The following is an 18,466-nucleotide window of genomic DNA, read 5'->3' as shown; positions in this document are numbered from 1 at the left end:
TAATTTGAAACCATACGACGAACTGCGTATTTACACAAATGACCCCTTAGAGGGCGAAAATCGGATTAAATTTTAGTGGAGTCAATTAAACGTTGTCCTGTTGAAAGGTAGTAGGACATTAAAAAAATAAATAATCTGAGTTCGATTATTAATGAGTGTTTTTACTATTGATAGCGTTTATTTTTAGAGTCATAAAGGTTTCGCAGTAGGGATTATCCCGAAAAGCAATGTCGTTAAGTTAAACGTTCATGATGTTGAACGATAGTGAAACATCCCACAAATAGTTATTAAAATTTATGAGCTGACTTTGCGAGTGAGACGTTTCGTACCTCAACGTGACGGGAGATTTTTAAGACAATATGACTGGTCCACTTAGCAACCATGGGAAATTCGTAGACTTCTTTATTACTTTTCTAGGTATTCCGCGGGGGTTTTGCCAGTTACTTTTTTAAACGCTCGATAAAATGCTGAACGACTATTGAATCCAGATTCGATTGCTATAGCTTCGATGGTGTAATTGCTACGCTCTTTTAATAGTAGAATAGATTTATCTATCCTTTTTCCGTTTATGTAATCGTAAAAGTTTTTGTCAAGAAGTTTATTAATGCTTAGTGAAAGTTTCTTTACAGGAATTTTTAGATTGCTCGCAAGCGATGAAAGCGTTAAGTTAGGATCCAAAAACAGTTCATTTTGTTTTAAACTTTCTTCAAGTAATTCCAAAACTTCTTGTAAGCCAGAAGCATCTTGCACTTCTAAAACGTTAGGGCTATTAAATTTGGTTGTTTGCTCAACATTGGTGTTAACCTCTTGTAAAACACTGTAAGATACGGTCGTAAAAACTGAATTATAATGGAAACTAAAATATAGAATAAGAGAGTAGATTATAGTAACAATTAAGGGCAAATAAACATATTCCACATCAGTGGTTGGTAATAAACCATACATCACTATCGCCGCCAAATTTAATGCCCAAAGCAGTGTGATGAGTATAGTGATAAAACGGAACCGGGTTTGTTCCAAATTAGAAAAAGTTGCAGTAATGTTATTACGATAGCGATAAACTTGAATAGCAGCCAGGGTAAAATAAATTTGTTGCATTCCAACAAAAAAGGCGCTTAAAACTAACATTCCTTCTGGATAGGGGCCATTTAAAACGCCTGAAAGATAAATTGCTTGTTGCTGAGTGGTGAGATTATAGAAATCATACCCTAGATACAATCCGAATATTACACAGGCAGCCGTTAATAAATATGCAGGATGCCAGCGTGGTAGGCGCTGGCCTGTCATTAATAACACATAAATATAAACTAGTGGAGAAAACGCAAAGCCCATCGCCTGAGCTGTAAAATACAAATACGGATAATCTGGAAGATGACCGGTAAGCGTACTTATATTACTTATAAAATTAATGGCTGGATTTAATAGGATGAGTGCTAAAACTTTGTTGGGCAGCACATTTTTTTTCCTGAAAAACAATAAACTGAAGAATATGATTAAATTAATAGCAATGATAATATTTAACTCAACCATGTTTCTTCAGTATAAAATTGTCTATATATAATAGACGTCTTCAGTTAGCTTCCGGTTCCATTATTTGCGAAAGCTAATATTAGGATTTTTAATCAAATTTCAATATTATGAAGTTGTTCCTGATTAAATTTGGTTAGTTAATTATTCTTACCTAATAATTGCGATTTAAATCTGCACAAAAAAAGCCGTGAGCATTACACCCACGACTTTCAATCAAACCTTATCATATAATTTAAAACGTCCTAACCCTCAAAAGGAACAATTTATATGACAGGGATTTATAGATCTATAGTAGTTTTTAAAATTTAAAAGCTGCTCCAATTGTTAAGTTGGCTACACCGTAACCTACCTCGGCAAAACCTCCAATTTTTTCAGTAAAGTAGTAGCGAGCACCTGCGTGTCCGCTGTACGCAACACCACTTGCAGATCCGGTATAACCGCTGTCGTAACTCACTTTATTGTACCCTAACATTGCACCTAAATAGGGGTCTAATTTTTCAACTCCAAAATCAAAATGATACGAAGCTCTTACTCCAGCAATGATGTACTTTAATTTATAACCACCAATATCTTGGCTAGAGTAAGTAGCCATAACACCACCACTAATTTTGTCGGTAAAACCGTGTTCAAAAGATGCACCGATTGGGGTACCAAAACCACCGCCTAGTCCAATTCCTACATTTAGAAGGTTATCCCCTTTTTGGTAAACTTGCGCTGAAGCTGAGGTTAAGCCCAGCGTTGCAATGGCGAACATCGCTAAAAAGAATTTTTGTGTAAATTTTTTCATTTGTCTTTGTTTTAGTTTGATTAATTTTTAAGAAATTTATTTGTAAAGGATTGAGGTTCTTAATTCAATATTGTATTCAACGAAATCTAAAAAAAGTTTGCACTACAGACATTTCTGCCAAATTGAATACCGTATCTATTCAATAAACAAACATCAAAATACAGACACTCCAGTTTCATAATTATTGCTTTTTTAATTTCTGGGTTAAAATTGTGGCTTTAAAAACAATAAAAAAATACGTATAAATACGTATTTTTTAACTTACCGTCTGAAAAACTAGAGGAAATACTGGCTTTGAAACTTGTCTTGAATCAAAAAAAACACTGGTAAACAAAAAAGAGGATACCCGCAATGGCTATCCTCACTAAAAAATTTATTAACACTAATAATTTACACCGCTTAATGTAAAACGTTTTTTAACCGCGTTATTTAGTCTGTAAAAGGTCTATAAATATCATCGCCCATAAATTTCCAGCTCTGTACTACCTTTCCATTGCTAGTATCTATCAACTCGCAATACGTATAATCATTTGCCGAGCCTTTAGGCGAGGTAAACTTTCCGTAACTCACCAAAATATTTTTAGAGCCATTAACGAAAGTGAGCCCAGGCGTTCCGTCGTTAGCTTCCGTATTAATGTTTACCGTATATAAAACTGTTGCCACTGGTGCGTCCTTTTTAACATCTTTAATCCTAACCTCATACTTTCTATCCACACCAGTAGTTTGAATAAACGCCGCTTTGCTAGCGTCTCTTGCCATGGTTAAATTTCTTATTTTAGTTTGGTCTTTATCTTCATTAAGCAATAGGTTAAAGCTGTTTCGCTCATCAAAAACACCATTAACCATTAATGCAAAATATCCTTGTTCGCTTAAAACACCTTTTCCGTCCGCACTTATCAGCTCAGGATTGGAAATGCCGGCATAAAACGGTACAATGACCTCGGTTTCTCCAGTGCCATCAACATTCATTGAAAAAACTTTAGATGCCGTTTGGTTCGGATAAGCCTGGCCGGGTAAAGTATAAATGATTTTACCTTCAGCGGTGGCTTTTATGATACCCACATTTGTATAAGCCGCAAATGTTTTTATTGTCTTTTTATCTGTTCCGTCTAAATTGCAGGTACGCAAAAAAAATGGTTTGTTATAAGCTTCGGTGTATAGGTAAGCCATTTTTTTAGACTTGGCTACATAGGCTGTTCCCCTAAAATAATTGTTTCCAGTATATGGACCTTCGCTCACAACCAACTTCCTATTTCCACCTTTTAAATCGGTGCTGTAAATATTAAATGTATCGGTATAAAATACGGTAGTACTTACATCTGTTGATGATGATGGACCGTTATCATCACTTTTAGAGCATGCTAAAAATGAGAGACTGGCAATAGCCAAGTAGAATAATGCTTTTTTCATAATATCTATAATTTAAATTGTTGCTGTAAAATTGCAGCAATGAATAAGGCCATACCATACGTATAACTGCGTATTTTGCACCCTCTTCAATTTTATTATGGCACCGTTTAAAGCAAGCAAAGGATAGCCGTGTTGGCCATCCTTCCTATTTTTCTCTATTAACTTTATGGTATGCTTTATCAAGCTACTTGGTCATCGCTTTCCACTCAATTTCATAATCTGATGTTTGCGCCTCTTTCGCCTGTAGTTCTTGAATCGCTTTCCTAAACGAATTTAACATGGCTGCTTTTTGTAGGTAAGTGTCTTCTAGAATTTGCTGATTAACTCCTTTTTTATTGCTAAGCCCTGTTCCACTACCCGTAATAACGCCACCAAAATATTTTGTATTAACAATATCTGCCAAAATTTCTCCGCTTAAATCAAAACTTAAGCTTGGCACCATTACAGCGTTCATTTTGCCATCCGGAACCATGGTTAAGCCAAGGTTTAACCGCATGGTGGCGTTCGCACCAGTTTCTTCCATAATTTTGTATTCGCCACTTCTTTTTCCCATCATTAATGTAAGTGGTCTTATGCCGGAAAGTAACTTGGTGTTTTTGTAAGTTTGTACATACTCCGTTTTTGAATTTTGCTCTTCTTTTGAGAAGGGGGCAATTATTTTATATCCATTAGAGCTAGTAACCTTGTCTATTGGTACAATCTCTACATTAAGTTCTTCCTTAATAATTTTTGTTAAACCCTCGTACATGTTGCTTAACACTGAAGCCCAAACCTCTTCCGGAAAAACCGGAAATTTTATTGATACCGTGGATATAGTTCTGCTACCGTCCATATTATCCGTAGTTTTAGAATTATAGAACGTTGTTTTTCCTTGTATAGATAACGAGGTTATAGCAACTTTTTTCAGCCTCGAAGTATTCGGGCTTGTTAATGCTAACGGTTTTTGAATAGTAAAAGGAAGCTCAATACCACCTTTACCCTTTCCAACAATCTCTATCTCCTTATTAAAAACAGGCTTATTGGTCACCTTAATAAACCTGCCATCTGTAGTTCCTGGAGAATAAATGACTTCGGACAAATCGCCTTTTAAATCACTAACTGACTCTTCAGCCATTCTGCTTACTTGAATGTAAGGGTTGTCTGTGAAATTGGCATTTGAACCATCCATATTTCTAAAAAATGCTGCTGGGATAGTGATCTTGGATGAAGGTTGAAAGTAGCCCACCGTGTAAAAGGTTTTAATTCCAAGTGTACTTCCCGTAAGTTGAACCGATATCATCGATTTATCGTTTTTATCCAAATCACCTAAGTCAATAGTCATATCTTTTGTAAGATCAACCGAAATATTGTCTTTTTGCCCGTTAATTGCCAGAACTTTCACTTTTTGCTTTGGCGGATTAACCGTGAATGACGTGTATTGGCCTGACGAAGTTTTAGCTTCCACTAACCTTGGTTTATCATTGTCTTTAAAATACGCCGAATAAATCCCCATGGAAACGTAGTTTGCCGGTTTACCATCAACAGTTACCGTACCACCAACTTTAGTGAATTTTAAATCCTCTTTTGAAGAGAACATCAGAAACAAAACGTTTCCGCCTGGTTCGTAGCCTTCAAAAAAAGTCTGGTCAATGCTATTAACTTCTGCAGGGTGTAAATTCGTTAGATACCCGGCAGTTAGCGCTATCCCATTAAAATCTGGGATGGTCTTAATCATCCCCATCATTCCTCCACCTACGGCTCCGGCTACCTTAGCCATTTTACCTACCACTTTATTCATAAAACCACCGCTGGTTTTGCCACCACTTTCTTTCGGAGATTCTGTTTTTGTGGTATCTTTTTTAGGCAACATTCCTTTCAATTTGCCAAATTGAGCAGATGAGTTTAAGCTAAAGCCGATAACAGCTAGTGCCAAAACAATAATTTTCTTTTTCATATTTTTTCTGTTTGATTGAAGTATCAAATTGAAAGAAATGGAATGTTAAAAAACATACGACGAAATGCGTATATTTTGCTGGAAGAATTTAGGAAAGTGCAAATTAAGAATAGCAGTGCCGGCTATCCGCTAAATCTTTTTTGACCCCAAACGCAGGCTACAAAAAAAGGATATCGCTACTATCCGGCTTAGGTACTATAACCTGTGCAAAAAACCACCGATTATTACCGTTTATACGTCTTCTTAAATTAGTTTATTTTTACTGGCAATATCAACAGCACTCATTTTACTGTTCACTTTTAGTTTGCGGTATATATTCTCTATGTGCTTACGAACAGTTCCGTAGCTAATAAACAAACTCGTTGCAATCTGATCATAACTTAAGCCATTTTTCATTAGTGCAAGCAGTTCAACCTCGCGTTTGGTTAATCCGTAATTCTGCATGTCATCGGCTTTAGGTTGCAGAGGATTCCTTAATAAATCTAAAACCCTTGTCGCTATCCCCGCCGACATAGATGCTCCGCCAGCAAGCGTTTCTACTATAGAATTCCTAAGGTTTTCTGCAGTCTCTTCTTTCAGCAAATAGCCGTCTGCACCCGCCATAATTGCCTTAAAAATATTCTCATCGTCATCAAAATTGGTCAGCATAAGCACTTTGATCTGTGGATGTTGCCGTTTAATGAGCACCGTTGTTTCAATTCCGTTCATTCCTGGCATTTGGATATCCATTAAAATTAAATCAATCTGTTTTTTCGAGATTTGAGCCAATAACTCTTGTCCGTTAAAAGCGGTCATGCTGATCACTAAATCACTATAAAAAGACAGCTTACTCAAACAGGCTTTTAGTGCAAAGCGGTTATCTTCAGCTATGGCGATAGTAATTGGTGTTTTATGCATCTCACCAAACATCCAGAAATTTAACTGATTCGGAAATACGAATATTTACGTATTTATAAGCTGAACTTGAGATCAAACTGAGAACCTTCGCCAATCTTTGTGTTGATCTCTAAACTCCCATTAATATCGGCCACCCTGGCTTTGATATTTTTTAATCCATAACCTTCAGACTGAGCATCTGAATTAAAGCCAACACCATCATCACTTATAAAAACAAACAAACCGTTTCCCTGCTGTTTAACATCAATTATAATCTTTGAAGCTGATGCATATTTCATCGCATTGTTAAGTATTTCCTGCACAATCCGAAATATATTGACTGCTTGCTTAGAGCTTAAAATAATGGGATCACTGATATCAAAAGCCGAATTAAAAATTAAATCCTTCTTAACCGACGCGGCTTTGTTAATAAAATTTAGGACTTTCACTTTTAAGTCTTCCAGGTAAATCACTTCTGAATTTAGCACCCATAAAGTATTTCGCAGTTCCGAAATTGAATCATTACAACAATTAGAAAGATCTTCAATTTTATGATCTACCGTTTTCCCTAAAGGATCCACGGAAGTGGTAAGCTCATCTAAAATAGAACGGATGAAGGTGAGCTGGGCACCTATATTATCATGTACGTCTCTGGATATCTCTAACCGTTGCTCTTGTATTCTTTTTGCATTCTCTGTGATGCCAACCACGTACTGAACTTCAAACTCTGTGTGCATCATCATTGTTCTAACTGCAATTAACAGATATACAAAAAGCATAAATATCGGCATTGCTATAAGATCCATATTCATTGGTGCTACGTCGAACAGCTTTATTAATACCAACATCAGAACTATAAAAACAAATACGTTGGCAAAAATGTAGAACACAAACTCCTTTGCCCAAGCTTTTTTAAGTTGGGTTTGAACGTGTAACCTGTCCGACTCATTTGTTTTTAAACTTCCTACAAAAAGCCATGCTTTAATGCAGTAAATAATTGTTAAAACAACCGTTAATAAGTTAGTGATTTCATAAAATAAGTGAGTACCTGCTGATACCTCAGCAAAAACTTTTTGTGCTTTCGAATCACTCACGAATAAGAGATATATACCATAACCAAATGATATAATACCCGGTATTAAGCTGAAAACAATCGACTTTTTTACCGGATAACCTAAAAGGCTTTTCACGTAATACCAAATGGCAGGGCCAAACAATAGCGGAATAAAAAAGATTATAAAAAGCCAGGAAACCAGTTTGTAATTATCTGCGTGGATAACAAAAAGGTTGATGATACAGGTAAGAATTACAACAAAGAAAATGGTGAAATATGCTAGCCTAACTTTCAATTTCTCTCTTTTATTCAGTAGCGTAGGTAGCGCTAAAAGAAACAGAATAAGGCAAACAGATACATTAAGGTATAAAACAAAGGATTCTTTATAAAGCATTGGAGTGTATAATTTTAACCATATTGAATAACATTATCTTTCTATATTTCAAATTGGAATAGGCCGTTTTTAAAACTGATTTATGCTTCCCTTATTGAATAAGCAATAACTCCAGCTATTTTAAATTCATATAATTCTGTTTTTATTGGCTACATCAACAGCACTTACCTTGTTGTTTACTTGTAGTTTACGGTAAATATTTTCGATGTGCTTACGTACGGTACCATAACTGATAAAAAGGTTGGTAGCAATCTGCTCATAACTCAAGCCGTTTTTCAATTGGGTAAGTAGCTCAACCTCGCGTTTTGTTAGTCCGTAATCCTGCATTTCATCAGCTTTAACGGGCAAAGGGTTTCTTATCAAATTTAAAACCCTCAACGCTACCCCTGCCGACATGGGCGCACCTCCAGATAAAGTTTCTATAATAGACTGACGTAGATTTTCCGAATTTTCTTCTTTTAAAAGATAACCGTTGGCTCCTGCCATAATAGCCCTAAAAATATTCTCATCATCATCAAAAGTAGTAAGCATCAGTACTTTCAATTCTGGATGTTGCTTTTTGATCAGCTCTGTGGCTTCAATCCCGTTCATTCCTGGCATTTGTATATCCATTAGCACTAAATCCACTTGGTGTTTGTTTATATTCTCTATAAGTTCATGCCCATTGAATGCACTCATTACTACTTTAAACTCCCGATGTTGCGCAAGTTTATCCGTACAAGCTTTTAAAGCAAAGCTATTGTCCTCAGCTATGGCAATAGTGATTGGCAATTTTATTTTTTCATCAAACCTCTCCATTTTTTCTTTCGTCTTAAATACGACAATCTGCGTATATTTTTAAATCGGGATGCTTAAGTGAAATTTTGTTCCGGAGCCAATTGAAGTGTCTACCTTATAATTCCCACTTATAGCCTTTACTCTTGTTTCAATATTTTTTAAGCCGTAACCCGTGGGTTTGGCATTTGAATCATAACCGATTCCGTCATCCTGCACAGTAACGTTTAGCATATTTTGTTCTGCATTAACATTCACCAGCAACTCATTTGCTTCCGAATACTTTAGGGCATTATTTACCAATTCTTGCATAATTCTAAATAAATTAGTTGCCATAATGGGTTCAAGAATATAGTCTTTATCGCTTTGGTTCTGAATGTCAATCAGAGGTTTGCTACCATAGTAAGGCTTTAAATATTCCCTTAATTTAACCACAAACGTATCTAAATCAAACTCTTGCTGGTTAATTAACCAAACGGTGCTCCGCAGTTCTTTAATGGTATTTCGTGTAACCTGTTGGGTTTGTTGCAACTGTTGATTTTCGCTATCTGCGGATGCTAAACTTTGAATAGATCCGTTGATAAAACTGAGCTGTGCACCGATATTATCGTGTAGCTCTCTCGAGATACGGAGTTTTTCTTCTTGAATCTGATTTTTAGTTTGTTCCTGAGCGATAGTAACCTTATATACAGCTTCCTCTTTTAATTTCTGTTGCTTTAAAATTGAGTTCCTATAGATTAAAAAGGCTCCAAAAGCTAATAGCAAAACGCTTACAGAAGCGATAATCAGCCAATAATTGCGCTTTTCGATCTTTGCATCTGCTACCAATAATTGCGTACGGTTTTTTAAGATTTCTCGCTCTTTTTCTGCAGTTCGATATTTAACTTCCAAATCCGCAATTTGCCTATTGCTCTCCACATTATAATTCTTGTTCTGTAACTGATAGGCAGAATCTTGTTTTATGTAAGCATCGGTAAACTCACCTTTTAGTTTACTTACCTCCGCCATTGATTCAAAAACACTTTGTTTTATATCCACAAAGTTGTTTTTATTGGCAATCTGCATCGCCTTTTTTAAAGCTATGTCGGCTTCATTTATTTTTTTTGTCTCAGCCAATAGCTGTGCGTAATTTACCAAATTCGACGCTATACCTTCCTTATTACCTATGGATTGGTATTCCTTATCAGACAGCTTAATACTTTCCTCTGCTTCCTCGTAACGCTTTAGATTGATTAATGAAGTTGCAATGTTTCCGTATGCAATACCTTTTGCCTCTGCATCGTCGGATTTTAGCGCTAAAGGCAAACTCAGTTTGTAATAATACAGCGCTTTTTGATACTGCTTGGTATTCAGATAAACGTTTCCTAAATTGTTGTAGGCATCTCGCAAACTCTTTGTTAACTGGTATTTTTTAGCTAACGGAATAACTTTTTTAAAATACTTGGTTGCTTGGTCATGGCTTTTTAAATCCTCAAACACCAAACCTATATTCAAAAATGTATTTAGCTTTTTGGGTTCTGCATCGTCTCCCAACTCATCAATAATTGATAAAGTTTTTTGGTAATATTTTATGGCCTCTAAATTTTTATTCAGTTTCCAATAACAAGTTCCAATATTATTGAGCTGATTTGCCATGTCTGCCTTGCGGTTCAATTGTACAAATATGGTATAAGCAGAATCTGCGTAAGTAATTGCGGTAGAAAATTCACTTTTGGCCGAATAAATAAAATACATATATGAATATGCCAAAGCCAACTGTTTCCTTAAATTATTCTTCTTTCCAAATTGTACTGCTTGATGGTAAAAAAATTTTGCTTTTGGAAGATCTTGAGTAACCTCCGCCAAATATCCTATTTCTGTTAAACTCACTATAATGCCTCTTTTAAAATCTATTTTTTTAGATAGATTGAGGGCTTTAAAATAATTGTCGGCGGATTGGGACGAGTCTCTTTCACTCTTATAAAGACTGCCCAAGTTTAAATAAGCGCTAACCGTTCCCGAGTCTAACAGATTTGACTTAACAACTTTTAAAAGACTGTCTTTTCTGAAATTTTGGGAATATAAATTTGCTGTGGCTAAGAGAAAAAGTAGCCACAAGCAACCAGAAAATTTTAAGCTCATAAATTTTGGTTTAGCGCATTAAAGATATTCTATTTTCTGGTTTTTTTAAGAAGAATGTAAATTCTGAGTAGAGATATTAATTTTTAAGAAATTATCCTAAATAGAGATTTGAATTTTTATTTGTATGCCTTCTCTTGGTTTAGAAAACAATTGATGCGTTCCTTTGATATTATTCATACGCGAAGCCATATTTTTTTAACCCATAGTCCACAAATTGCTAAGCTAAATCAAAACCTTCTGCATTTTCACCTAAATCTGCCACAACATTTCCAATCTCATTGTAAGTTTTTGCCATCAGGGTATTATTCTTCTTCGCAAAAAAAAACTTTATAAAAAAACATTAAAACAAAAGAGCCCGATAAAATATCGAGCTCTTTTACAAATTACCCGTTTAAAGCAACGGAATTCAGAAAATTTCTTTTTCTACAAAGAAAGTATATCAACAATCTTAAACAAATCTTTGTTAATCTCTACGTTGTGTTTGATGGCATGATCAAAAGATGTAAAAGCTATTTTTCCGTTTAACAAACCCACCATTTCGTTGCGTCTGCCCGTTATCAAGTTCTCAACTGCCGCCACGCCTAATCTACTCGCTAAAACCCGATCCATACAAGTTGGTTTCCCACCTCTTTGGATATGCCCAAGTATCGAAACTCGCGTATCATACTGAGGAAAGCGCTGTTTAACCCTTTCGGCTAACTCAACTGCCCCGCCAGAATCTCCTTCACCTTCAGCAACAATCAGTATTTTCGACATTTTGTCTTTTCTACTGATTTCCAAACGATGCATCATCGCTTCCATATCGGTTTTTGTTTCTGGAATAAAAATAGATTCCGCACCAACACCAATACCACTTCTTAACGCAATTAAACCACAATCACGCCCCATAACCTCCACAATAAACAGACGAGAGTGCGATTCGGCGGTATCTCTAATTCTATCAACTGCGTCCACAACATTATTTATTGCGGTATCATAACCTATGGTAAAATCGGTTCCGAAAAGGTCGTTATCAATTGTTCCGGGTAAACCCAAAATCGGAAAATCGAATTCTTCACCAAAAACTTTGGCCCCTGTAAAAGTTCCATCGCCACCAATAGCCACCAATGCATCAACATTTCTAGATTTAAGCTGTTGATATGCCTGCTCCCTACCTGCTTTGGTTTTAAAGTCTGCACTTCTGGCAGTCCGTAATATGGTTCCTCCTCGTTGGATAATATTGGCTACAGATTTTCTGTCCATATCCTCAAATTCTCCCAATATCATTCCTTCGTAGCCACGTTTTATCCCAACAACTTCTAAGTTATAGTACAGTGCTGATCTAACCACAGCTCTAATTGCTGCATTCATCCCGGGAGAGTCACCTCCGGACGTAAAGACTCCAATTTTTTTTATTCCGCTCATTATTTCATTTTTTGAAACCTAGCAAGCCCATTGTCCAAAAATTCAATATAATTTTTAACATCCAGATTAAAAGCCTCAGGCGCTACCAAAACCTTTTCATCACTATTTAACAACACATAATAAGGTTGCGAATTAGTTTTAAAAGTTGATGCTTGCAAATCGCTCCACTTGTTGCCAATTGTTTTGATGTTTTTACCAGAAAAAGAAGATACATACTGCTCGTTAAAAGGTAGTTCTGTTTTATCGTCCACATACAAAGAGATCAACACGTAATCGTTTTGTAGCCTTTTTAAAACCTCCCTATCGCTCCATACAGAAGCTTCCATTTTACGACAGTTTACGCAACTATGCCCGGTAAAATCAACCAACACAGGTTTGCTTTGTTGTTTTGCATAAGCTAAACCTTGCTCATAATCAAAAAAAGCGTTTAAATTATAAGGTGCTTTAAATAAGCCCCCGTATTTTTTTTCAACAGCATTTTGCTCTATTACTGGCGAAGATAAGCTATTAGAATATAAATCAAAATCTTGGGTAGTTTGCGGAGGCAACCAGGCACTTATCCCTTTCAAAGGTGCTCCCCATAAGCCTGGAACCATATAAATGGTAAAAGAAAATGTTACAATCGCCAAAAACAAGCGTGGAACACTTACAAACTTGAGGTCGCTATCATGTGAAAATTTAATTTTCCCGATCAAGTAAAAACCTAGCATCGCAAAAATCACAATCCACAACACTAAAAACAGTTCACGGTCAAACAGCTCCCAATGGTAAGCCAAATCAACGTTCGACAAAAACTTGAGCGCTAAGGCCAGCTCTATAAAACCTAAAGAAACTTTCACGCTATTTAACCAGCCTCCAGATTTGGGCAAGGATTTAAGTAGCGACGGAAACGCTGCAAATAATGCAAAAGGGATTGCCAAAGCTAAAGAGAACCCAAACATTCCTATTGCTGGCCCCATGTATTGCCCCATGGTTGCTGCCTGAACTAACAAAGTGCCTATAATTGGTCCTGTGCAAGAGAAAGACACCAAAGCAAGTGCAAATGCCATAAAAAACAGCCCTACAGTTCCCTTACTGTCAGACTTCTGGTCTATTTTGTTTGCCCATGAATTTGGCAAAGTAATTTCAAAAGCACCAAAGAATGATATTGCAAAAACCACCAACAGCACAAAAAATATAAAGTTGAAAAAGCCATTACTAGCCATTTCATTTAGCGCATCCGACCCAAAAAGCAAGGTAATACCCATCCCTAAAAGCACATAAATCACAATGATAAAAAAGCCATACAAACTTGCTTTACGGATAGCTACGGCTCTACTGGTCGCCTTTTTAGTAAAAAAACTTACGGTAAGTGGCAACATCGGGAAAATACAGGGCATCAACAGCGCCAGAATTCCACCAATAAAGCCTGCTATAAAAATCGCCCATAAAGATTGTTGTTTTGCATCATGATCAACTGTGCTCAAAACAGTATCTGTAGAATCTCCACTTGCCGTAAGAACTGTGTTAGAAGCTATTGCGGCGATATCCGTAACTGAGGAATCGGCATGAGCATTATTTTCCGATATTATTGGCTCCTTAACGTTTGTTATTGTTGGAGCATGACTTTGAGTAGCTTTCGCCACACTCCCGCCTACTATTTTTACATCAAACTCCACTTCTTCTGGAGGTAAACACTGTTTATCGTTACAAACCATAAATTCCAGTGTTCCTTTAACAGTAACCTCTGGCTTTTTGAGTTTGATTTTTTGCTTAAAAACAGCAATATGCTCATGCCAGGAGATTTGCATGGCAAAATTACTATCGTAAGCAGATACTGCTTTAGGACTTTCTAATGGCTTCCCTAACAGCTCATAATCAGCACTTTTTACAAATGTGAAAGAAGTGGGAATTGGTCCACCTTCTTCAATATATTGTGAGTAAACATGCCAGCCCTTATCAATTTTTGCGGTAATCACAATATTTGCTTCCTTTTCACCAATTGCTTCCGAAGAATAGCTCCAGGTTACCGGTTTTAAAATCTGTGCAAAAGCACAAATATTCAAAATCATAAGTGCCGAAATGGCAATAATTCTCTTCATCAAATTTTTATTTTATTCCGAATCGAAAATAAACGTCACTTGCTTTAAATCAAGCTGTTTTACCTCATCATCAATTTGCAACATAAGGTAGCCTTTTTCGCTAACTCCCTTAATAATTCCACTAACTTTTTCGTCTCCTATTTGGTAACGGAAAACTTCGTTTAAACGATACACCCTACCCAGATAATCTTCATCCAAACAAAAATACAGACCTGCTTTTAACTGTAAATACCTGTTTTCAATACTTTTACAAAGTTGCGCTAATAAATCGTTAAGCTCATAATCCTCATGTAAGATTTTCGATAAAGAGGTAGCTCTCTCAACGCCTTCTCCAAAATGCTGTTGATTTACATTAAGACCTATACCAACAACACTCGTTTTCAAATACTGTCCAGCGCTGGTGTTCTCAATTAGCACCCCGCCAAGTTTATGGCTTTTATGGTAAATATCATTGGGCCATTTAATTTTACAGTCGTCGCCAATAATTGCCCGTAAGCAATCGTTAATACCCAAAGAAATAGCTTTATTAAGGTAAAACTGCTGACCAAGGCTCAGAAACGATGGCTTAAATAAAATACTGATGGTCAGGTTTTTTCCTTTTTCGGATTTCCAAACATTACTTTGCTGTCCTCTGCCAGCAAACTGATGGTCTGCCATAATAACAGTACCTTCTGGCAATGGCTTAGTATTTGAAAGCCCTTTCTTTAGATAATCGTTGGTAGAGTCAATCTCAGATAATTTTACCAAACTTTGTCCAACAAATAGTGTTAAAAATGTGTTATTTTGCAATGTTTAATATGTTTCATTATAATAATACCCAAAACTAATTTTTTTTGATGGTAAAAAACAAAATTGCTAATCAATCTACAAGCTTATCCGAAGCTATAGTGCATGGAATACAAGAAAAAAAAGGAAATGAAATAGTAAGACTAGATCTTAGAAACATACATAGTTCCGTTGCTGATTTTTTTGTGGTATGCCATGCAGATTCATCTACACAAGTTAAAGCCATTGCAGATAGCGTTGAAAAAGAAGTTTTTAATTCCACCGGTCAAAATCCTTTTAGAAAAGAAGGGCTTCAGAACGCCGAATGGGTTCTTTTAGATTACCTAGATGTGGTGGTTCACGTATTCAAAACAGACAAAAGAGAGTTTTACAGAATAGAGGATTTGTGGGGTGATGCCGAATTGGAATCCTATAAAAGTGCTTAACCAAAGCATAATTTTTACAAAAACAGCGATGATAGAAAATAAAGATAATAAGAAGCCTTTAAAAAAGATTCCAACAAAAAAAATGTTGCCTAAACCACCCAAGTTTAACATTATGTGGGTTTATGGCGTTATCATATTGGCCATACTTGGTGTTCAGTTTTTCATGAGCAGTAACAACGCCCGTTTGATAACTTATCAAAAGTTTGAAACGGAAATGTTAAAACCTGGCGATGTAGACAAAGTAGTTGCTTACAAGCAAGAGGATTTAGTTATTGCCGAAATCTATATTAAAAAAGACAAGCTTAACGAAGCAAAATACAAAGATTTAAAAGACCGTAACAACTTTTCAATGACCGGTACTACGCCACAGTATTATTTTACTGATGGTTCTTTCGAATCTTTACAAGCGAGGTTAAACAAATCACAAGAGGAAACTCCCGAGCAGTCTAGGGTATCTTTAAGTTATGAGTCTAGGTCAAATCCTTTTTCGTCACTGTTTTGGTCTTTCATTGTTCCAATCGTAATTTTTGCTTTGATTTGGATATTTATCATGCGTCGTATGGGCGGTGGTGCAGGTGGAGGTGGCGGAGGTCAAATCTTCAATATCGGTAAATCTAAAGCCACTTTATTTGATAAAGAATCTCAAGTTAGCATTACTTTTAGTGACGTTGCCGGTTTAGAAGAAGCCAAACAAGAAGTAATGGAAATTGTCGATTTCCTAAAAAATCCAAAGAAATACACCAACCTAGGAGGTAAAATCCCGAAGGGTGCATTATTGGTAGGTTCGCCAGGTACAGGTAAAACTTTAATGGCAAAAGCTGTTGCAGGTGAAGCACAAGTACCATTTTTCTCTTTATCAGGATCCGATTTTGTGGAAATGTTCGTAGGTGTTGGAGCTTCTCGTGTAAGAGATTTGTTTAAACAAGCCAAAGAAAAAGCACCATGTATCATCTTTATTGATGAGATTGATGCTATTGGTAGAGCCAGAGGTAAAAACAGCATGGTTGGCGGAAACGATGAGCGTGAAAATACCTTGAACCAACTGCTTGTTGAAATGGACGGCTTTGGTACCGATTCAGGGATCATCATTATGGCGGCAACTAACCGCCCAGATGTATTAGATTCAGCATTACTGAGACCAGGTCGTTTTGATAGACAAATTTCTATCGATAAACCAGATTTAGTTGGTCGTGAGCAGATTTTTAAAGTTCATTTGCAACCGCTAAAGTTAGCAGAAGGTGTTGATCCTAAAAAACTATCTGCTCAAACACCAGGTTTTGCAGGTGCAGAAATTGCTAACGTTTGTAACGAAGCAGCTTTAATTGCAGCCCGTAGAAATAAAGAAGCAGTTGATATGCAAGATTTCCAAGACGCTGTGGACAGGGTAATTGGTGGTTTAGAAAAGAAAAACAAAATTATCTCTCCAGAAGAAAAGAAAATCGTTGCTTATCACGAAGCTGGTCACGCTATTGCAGGCTGGTTCCTAGAACACGCAGATCCATTGGTAAAAGTTTCCATCGTTCCACGTGGTGTTGCAGCCTTAGGATATGCACAGTATCTCCCTAAAGAGCAATTTTTATATACTACAGAACAACTTTCTGACGGAATGTGTATGACAATGGGAGGGCGAGTTGCAGAAGACATCACCTTTGGTAAAATATCAACCGGTGCACAAAACGATTTAGAACGTATCACCAAATTAGCTTACGCCATGGTAACCTTGTACGGGATGAGCGAAAAAGTGGGTAACGTGTCTTTTAATGATCAAGGTGGTGAATATAATTTCAGCAAACCATACTCTGATAAAACTGCTGAATTGATTGATTCTGAAGTTAGAGAACTAATCAGTGGTGTTTATCAAAAAACCAAAGATTTGTTGATTGAGAAACGAGATGGTTTGGAAGCTCTAGCAGTAAAACTTTTAGAAAAAGAAATTCTTTTCCAAAGTGATTTAGAAGAAATATTAGGTAAGCGGCCATTCGACAACCGCACAACCTATGACGAATTCGTAAACGGTAAAGAAGGAGGCGATCAAACAATCATCGCAGAAAACATCCATCCAGAACCGGTAGGAGATTCTACAGAACCGCTAAAGGTTGAATCAACCGAATTATAAATTATTTAAACCAAGCGCTGATTTCACAAAGTCGGCGCTTGGCTTTTTAACACAAATCCTTTAATATAATGAAGGACACCACCACTCCCAAAGAGCAACTTCTTAAAAAAATCAGAAAGGCATTATTAGAGAAACACGATAATCCCTATCCAAATTTAGAAGATTTGCCACTGTACCCCGCAACAGATGAAATGTTAGAGGTTATCTTCGCCGAAGAGCTAACCAAAGTGAGTGGCTCATTCGTTTACTGCGAAAATGAAATCCATTTTATCGAAAATATCCTGCAACTGGCAGAAGAAAAAAAATGGAGGAAAATTTATTGCTGGGAACCTAAGTTGCAAGAATTATTAAACACCTACGAATACCCATTTTACGCTACAGATAAAGACTTTGAATTAGCTGAAGTAGGACTAACATTGTGTGAAGCTTTAATTGCAAGAAACGGCTCTATTTTACTCAGCAATGCAAACGCAGCCGGAAGAAGATTAAGCATCTACCCACACCAGCATATTGTCGTAGCCTACGCTTCACAATTGGTGTTAGACATAAAAGATGCATTCAAACTAATTAAATTAAAATACGGGAATAACCTTCCAACCATGCTTTCTGTAACAACAGGGCCTAGCCGAACTGCAGACATTGAAAAAACTTTAGTTCTCGGCGCTCACGGACCGAAAGAACTATTTGTCTTCCTTTTAGATGATTTGAATTAGAGCTATAAAGTCAAATTTCAAAGCCAGTAATCACTATACTGGCTTTTTTTATTGTCCATATT

At 36.5% G+C, this 18,466-nt stretch carries 14 protein-coding genes; 3 read left to right on the top strand and 11 right to left on the bottom strand.

All coding sequences use genetic code 11. The features are described from left to right. Positions 1-405 precede the first annotated feature (405 nt). The 11 genes from B176_RS0101475 to B176_RS0101425 all read right to left on the bottom strand — a co-directional run bounded on the left by B176_RS0101475 (position 406) and on the right by B176_RS0101425 (position 15,153). The gene (locus B176_RS0101475) at positions 406-1,530 is read right to left on the bottom strand and encodes a helix-turn-helix domain-containing protein (protein ID WP_017256993.1); all 1,125 of its coding nucleotides are present in this window, start codon (positions 1,528-1,530) and stop codon (positions 406-408) included. A gap of 298 nt (positions 1,531-1,828) precedes the next feature. After that, complete coding sequence (locus tag B176_RS0101470; RefSeq protein ID WP_017256992.1) at positions 1,829-2,317, bottom strand: outer membrane beta-barrel protein; 489 nt, start codon at positions 2,315-2,317, stop codon at positions 1,829-1,831. A gap of 429 nt (positions 2,318-2,746) precedes the next feature. Beyond that, positions 2,747-3,727, bottom strand: a complete 981-nt coding sequence (locus B176_RS0101465) for a hypothetical protein (RefSeq protein WP_017256991.1) — start codon at positions 3,725-3,727, stop codon at positions 2,747-2,749. 184 nt (positions 3,728-3,911) lie between these two features. Beyond that, on the bottom strand, positions 3,912-5,660 hold the full coding sequence (locus B176_RS0101460) for a hypothetical protein (RefSeq protein ID WP_017256990.1): 1,749 nt from the start codon (positions 5,658-5,660) through the stop codon (positions 3,912-3,914). Between the two features lie 243 nt (positions 5,661-5,903). Beyond that, on the bottom strand, positions 5,904-6,557 hold the full coding sequence (locus B176_RS0101455) for a response regulator transcription factor (protein ID WP_169314444.1): 654 nt from the start codon (positions 6,555-6,557) through the stop codon (positions 5,904-5,906). Positions 6,558-6,610: 53 nt separating this feature from the next. Continuing rightward, the gene (locus B176_RS0101450; protein WP_083852669.1) at positions 6,611-7,984 is read right to left on the bottom strand and encodes a sensor histidine kinase; all 1,374 of its coding nucleotides are present in this window, start codon (positions 7,982-7,984) and stop codon (positions 6,611-6,613) included. 126 nt (positions 7,985-8,110) lie between these two features. Beyond that, positions 8,111-8,782, bottom strand: coding sequence for a response regulator transcription factor (locus tag B176_RS0101445; RefSeq protein WP_017256987.1), 672 nt, complete (start codon positions 8,780-8,782; stop codon positions 8,111-8,113). A gap of 39 nt (positions 8,783-8,821) precedes the next feature. Next, positions 8,822-10,879: a tetratricopeptide repeat-containing sensor histidine kinase gene (locus B176_RS0101440; protein ID WP_017256986.1), complete on the bottom strand. Its 2,058-nt coding sequence runs from the start codon at positions 10,877-10,879 to the stop codon at positions 8,822-8,824. Between the two features lie 423 nt (positions 10,880-11,302). Then, positions 11,303-12,283 carry a 6-phosphofructokinase gene (gene pfkA, locus B176_RS0101435; protein ID WP_017256985.1) on the bottom strand — a complete coding sequence of 327 codons (981 nt, stop codon included), beginning with the start codon at positions 12,281-12,283 and terminating at the stop codon, positions 11,303-11,305. After that, entirely contained in the window at positions 12,283-14,364 is a 2,082-nt protein-coding gene (locus B176_RS0101430; protein WP_017256984.1) for a protein-disulfide reductase DsbD family protein, read from the bottom strand. The genes pfkA and B176_RS0101430 overlap by 1 nt, the downstream gene beginning before the upstream one ends. Before the next feature lie 12 nt (positions 14,365-14,376). Then, positions 14,377-15,153, bottom strand: a complete 777-nt coding sequence (locus tag B176_RS0101425; RefSeq protein ID WP_017256983.1) for a biotin--[acetyl-CoA-carboxylase] ligase — start codon at positions 15,151-15,153, stop codon at positions 14,377-14,379. 47 nt (positions 15,154-15,200) lie between these two features. On the opposite strand from B176_RS0101425, the gene rsfS reads away from it, so the two are divergent. From rsfS to B176_RS0101410, 3 genes are all read left to right on the top strand, one after another. After that, positions 15,201-15,575 carry a ribosome silencing factor gene (gene rsfS / locus B176_RS0101420; RefSeq protein WP_017256982.1) on the top strand — a complete coding sequence of 125 codons (375 nt, stop codon included), beginning with the start codon at positions 15,201-15,203 and terminating at the stop codon, positions 15,573-15,575. Positions 15,576-15,603: 28 nt separating this feature from the next. Further along, on the top strand, positions 15,604-17,691 hold the full coding sequence (ftsH, locus tag B176_RS0101415; protein WP_040539886.1) for an ATP-dependent zinc metalloprotease FtsH: 2,088 nt from the start codon (positions 15,604-15,606) through the stop codon (positions 17,689-17,691). Between the two features lie 68 nt (positions 17,692-17,759). Beyond that, positions 17,760-18,404: a LutC/YkgG family protein gene (locus B176_RS0101410; protein WP_017256980.1), complete on the top strand. Its 645-nt coding sequence runs from the start codon at positions 17,760-17,762 to the stop codon at positions 18,402-18,404. The last annotated feature ends 62 nt before the right edge of the window (positions 18,405-18,466 follow it).

This window comes from Pedobacter arcticus A12, from assembly GCF_000302595.1.
Lineage (GTDB): Bacteria > Bacteroidota > Bacteroidia > Sphingobacteriales > Sphingobacteriaceae > Pseudopedobacter > Pseudopedobacter arcticus.
The sequence above is the reverse complement of the archived record's forward strand: the minus strand, read 5'-3'. Positions and strand labels throughout refer to the sequence as shown.

Excerpts from the sequence above, each read along its gene's own strand:
- B176_RS0101450 (WP_083852669.1), bottom strand. The coding sequence starts at position 7,984 with ATGCTTTATAAAGAATCCTTTGTTTTATACCTTAATGTATCTGTTTGC.
- rsfS (WP_017256982.1), top strand. The coding sequence starts at position 15,201 with ATGGTAAAAAACAAAATTGCTAATCAATCTACAAGCTTATCCGAAGCT.
- B176_RS0101430 (WP_017256984.1), bottom strand. The coding sequence starts at position 14,364 with ATGAAGAGAATTATTGCCATTTCGGCACTTATGATTTTGAATATTTGT.
- B176_RS0101440 (WP_017256986.1), bottom strand. The coding sequence starts at position 10,879 with ATGAGCTTAAAATTTTCTGGTTGCTTGTGGCTACTTTTTCTCTTAGCC.
- B176_RS0101465 (WP_017256991.1), bottom strand. The coding sequence starts at position 3,727 with ATGAAAAAAGCATTATTCTACTTGGCTATTGCCAGTCTCTCATTTTTA.
- B176_RS0101470 (WP_017256992.1), bottom strand. The coding sequence starts at position 2,317 with ATGAAAAAATTTACACAAAAATTCTTTTTAGCGATGTTCGCCATTGCA.
- ftsH (WP_040539886.1), top strand. The coding sequence starts at position 15,604 with ATGATAGAAAATAAAGATAATAAGAAGCCTTTAAAAAAGATTCCAACA.
- pfkA (WP_017256985.1), bottom strand. The coding sequence starts at position 12,283 with ATGAGCGGAATAAAAAAAATTGGAGTCTTTACGTCCGGAGGTGACTCT.
- B176_RS0101445 (WP_017256987.1), bottom strand. The coding sequence starts at position 8,782 with ATGGAGAGGTTTGATGAAAAAATAAAATTGCCAATCACTATTGCCATA.
- B176_RS0101455 (WP_169314444.1), bottom strand. The coding sequence starts at position 6,557 with ATGCATAAAACACCAATTACTATCGCCATAGCTGAAGATAACCGCTTT.
- B176_RS0101410 (WP_017256980.1), top strand. The coding sequence starts at position 17,760 with ATGAAGGACACCACCACTCCCAAAGAGCAACTTCTTAAAAAAATCAGA.
- B176_RS0101475 (WP_017256993.1), bottom strand. The coding sequence starts at position 1,530 with ATGGTTGAGTTAAATATTATCATTGCTATTAATTTAATCATATTCTTC.
- B176_RS0101460 (WP_017256990.1), bottom strand. The coding sequence starts at position 5,660 with ATGAAAAAGAAAATTATTGTTTTGGCACTAGCTGTTATCGGCTTTAGC.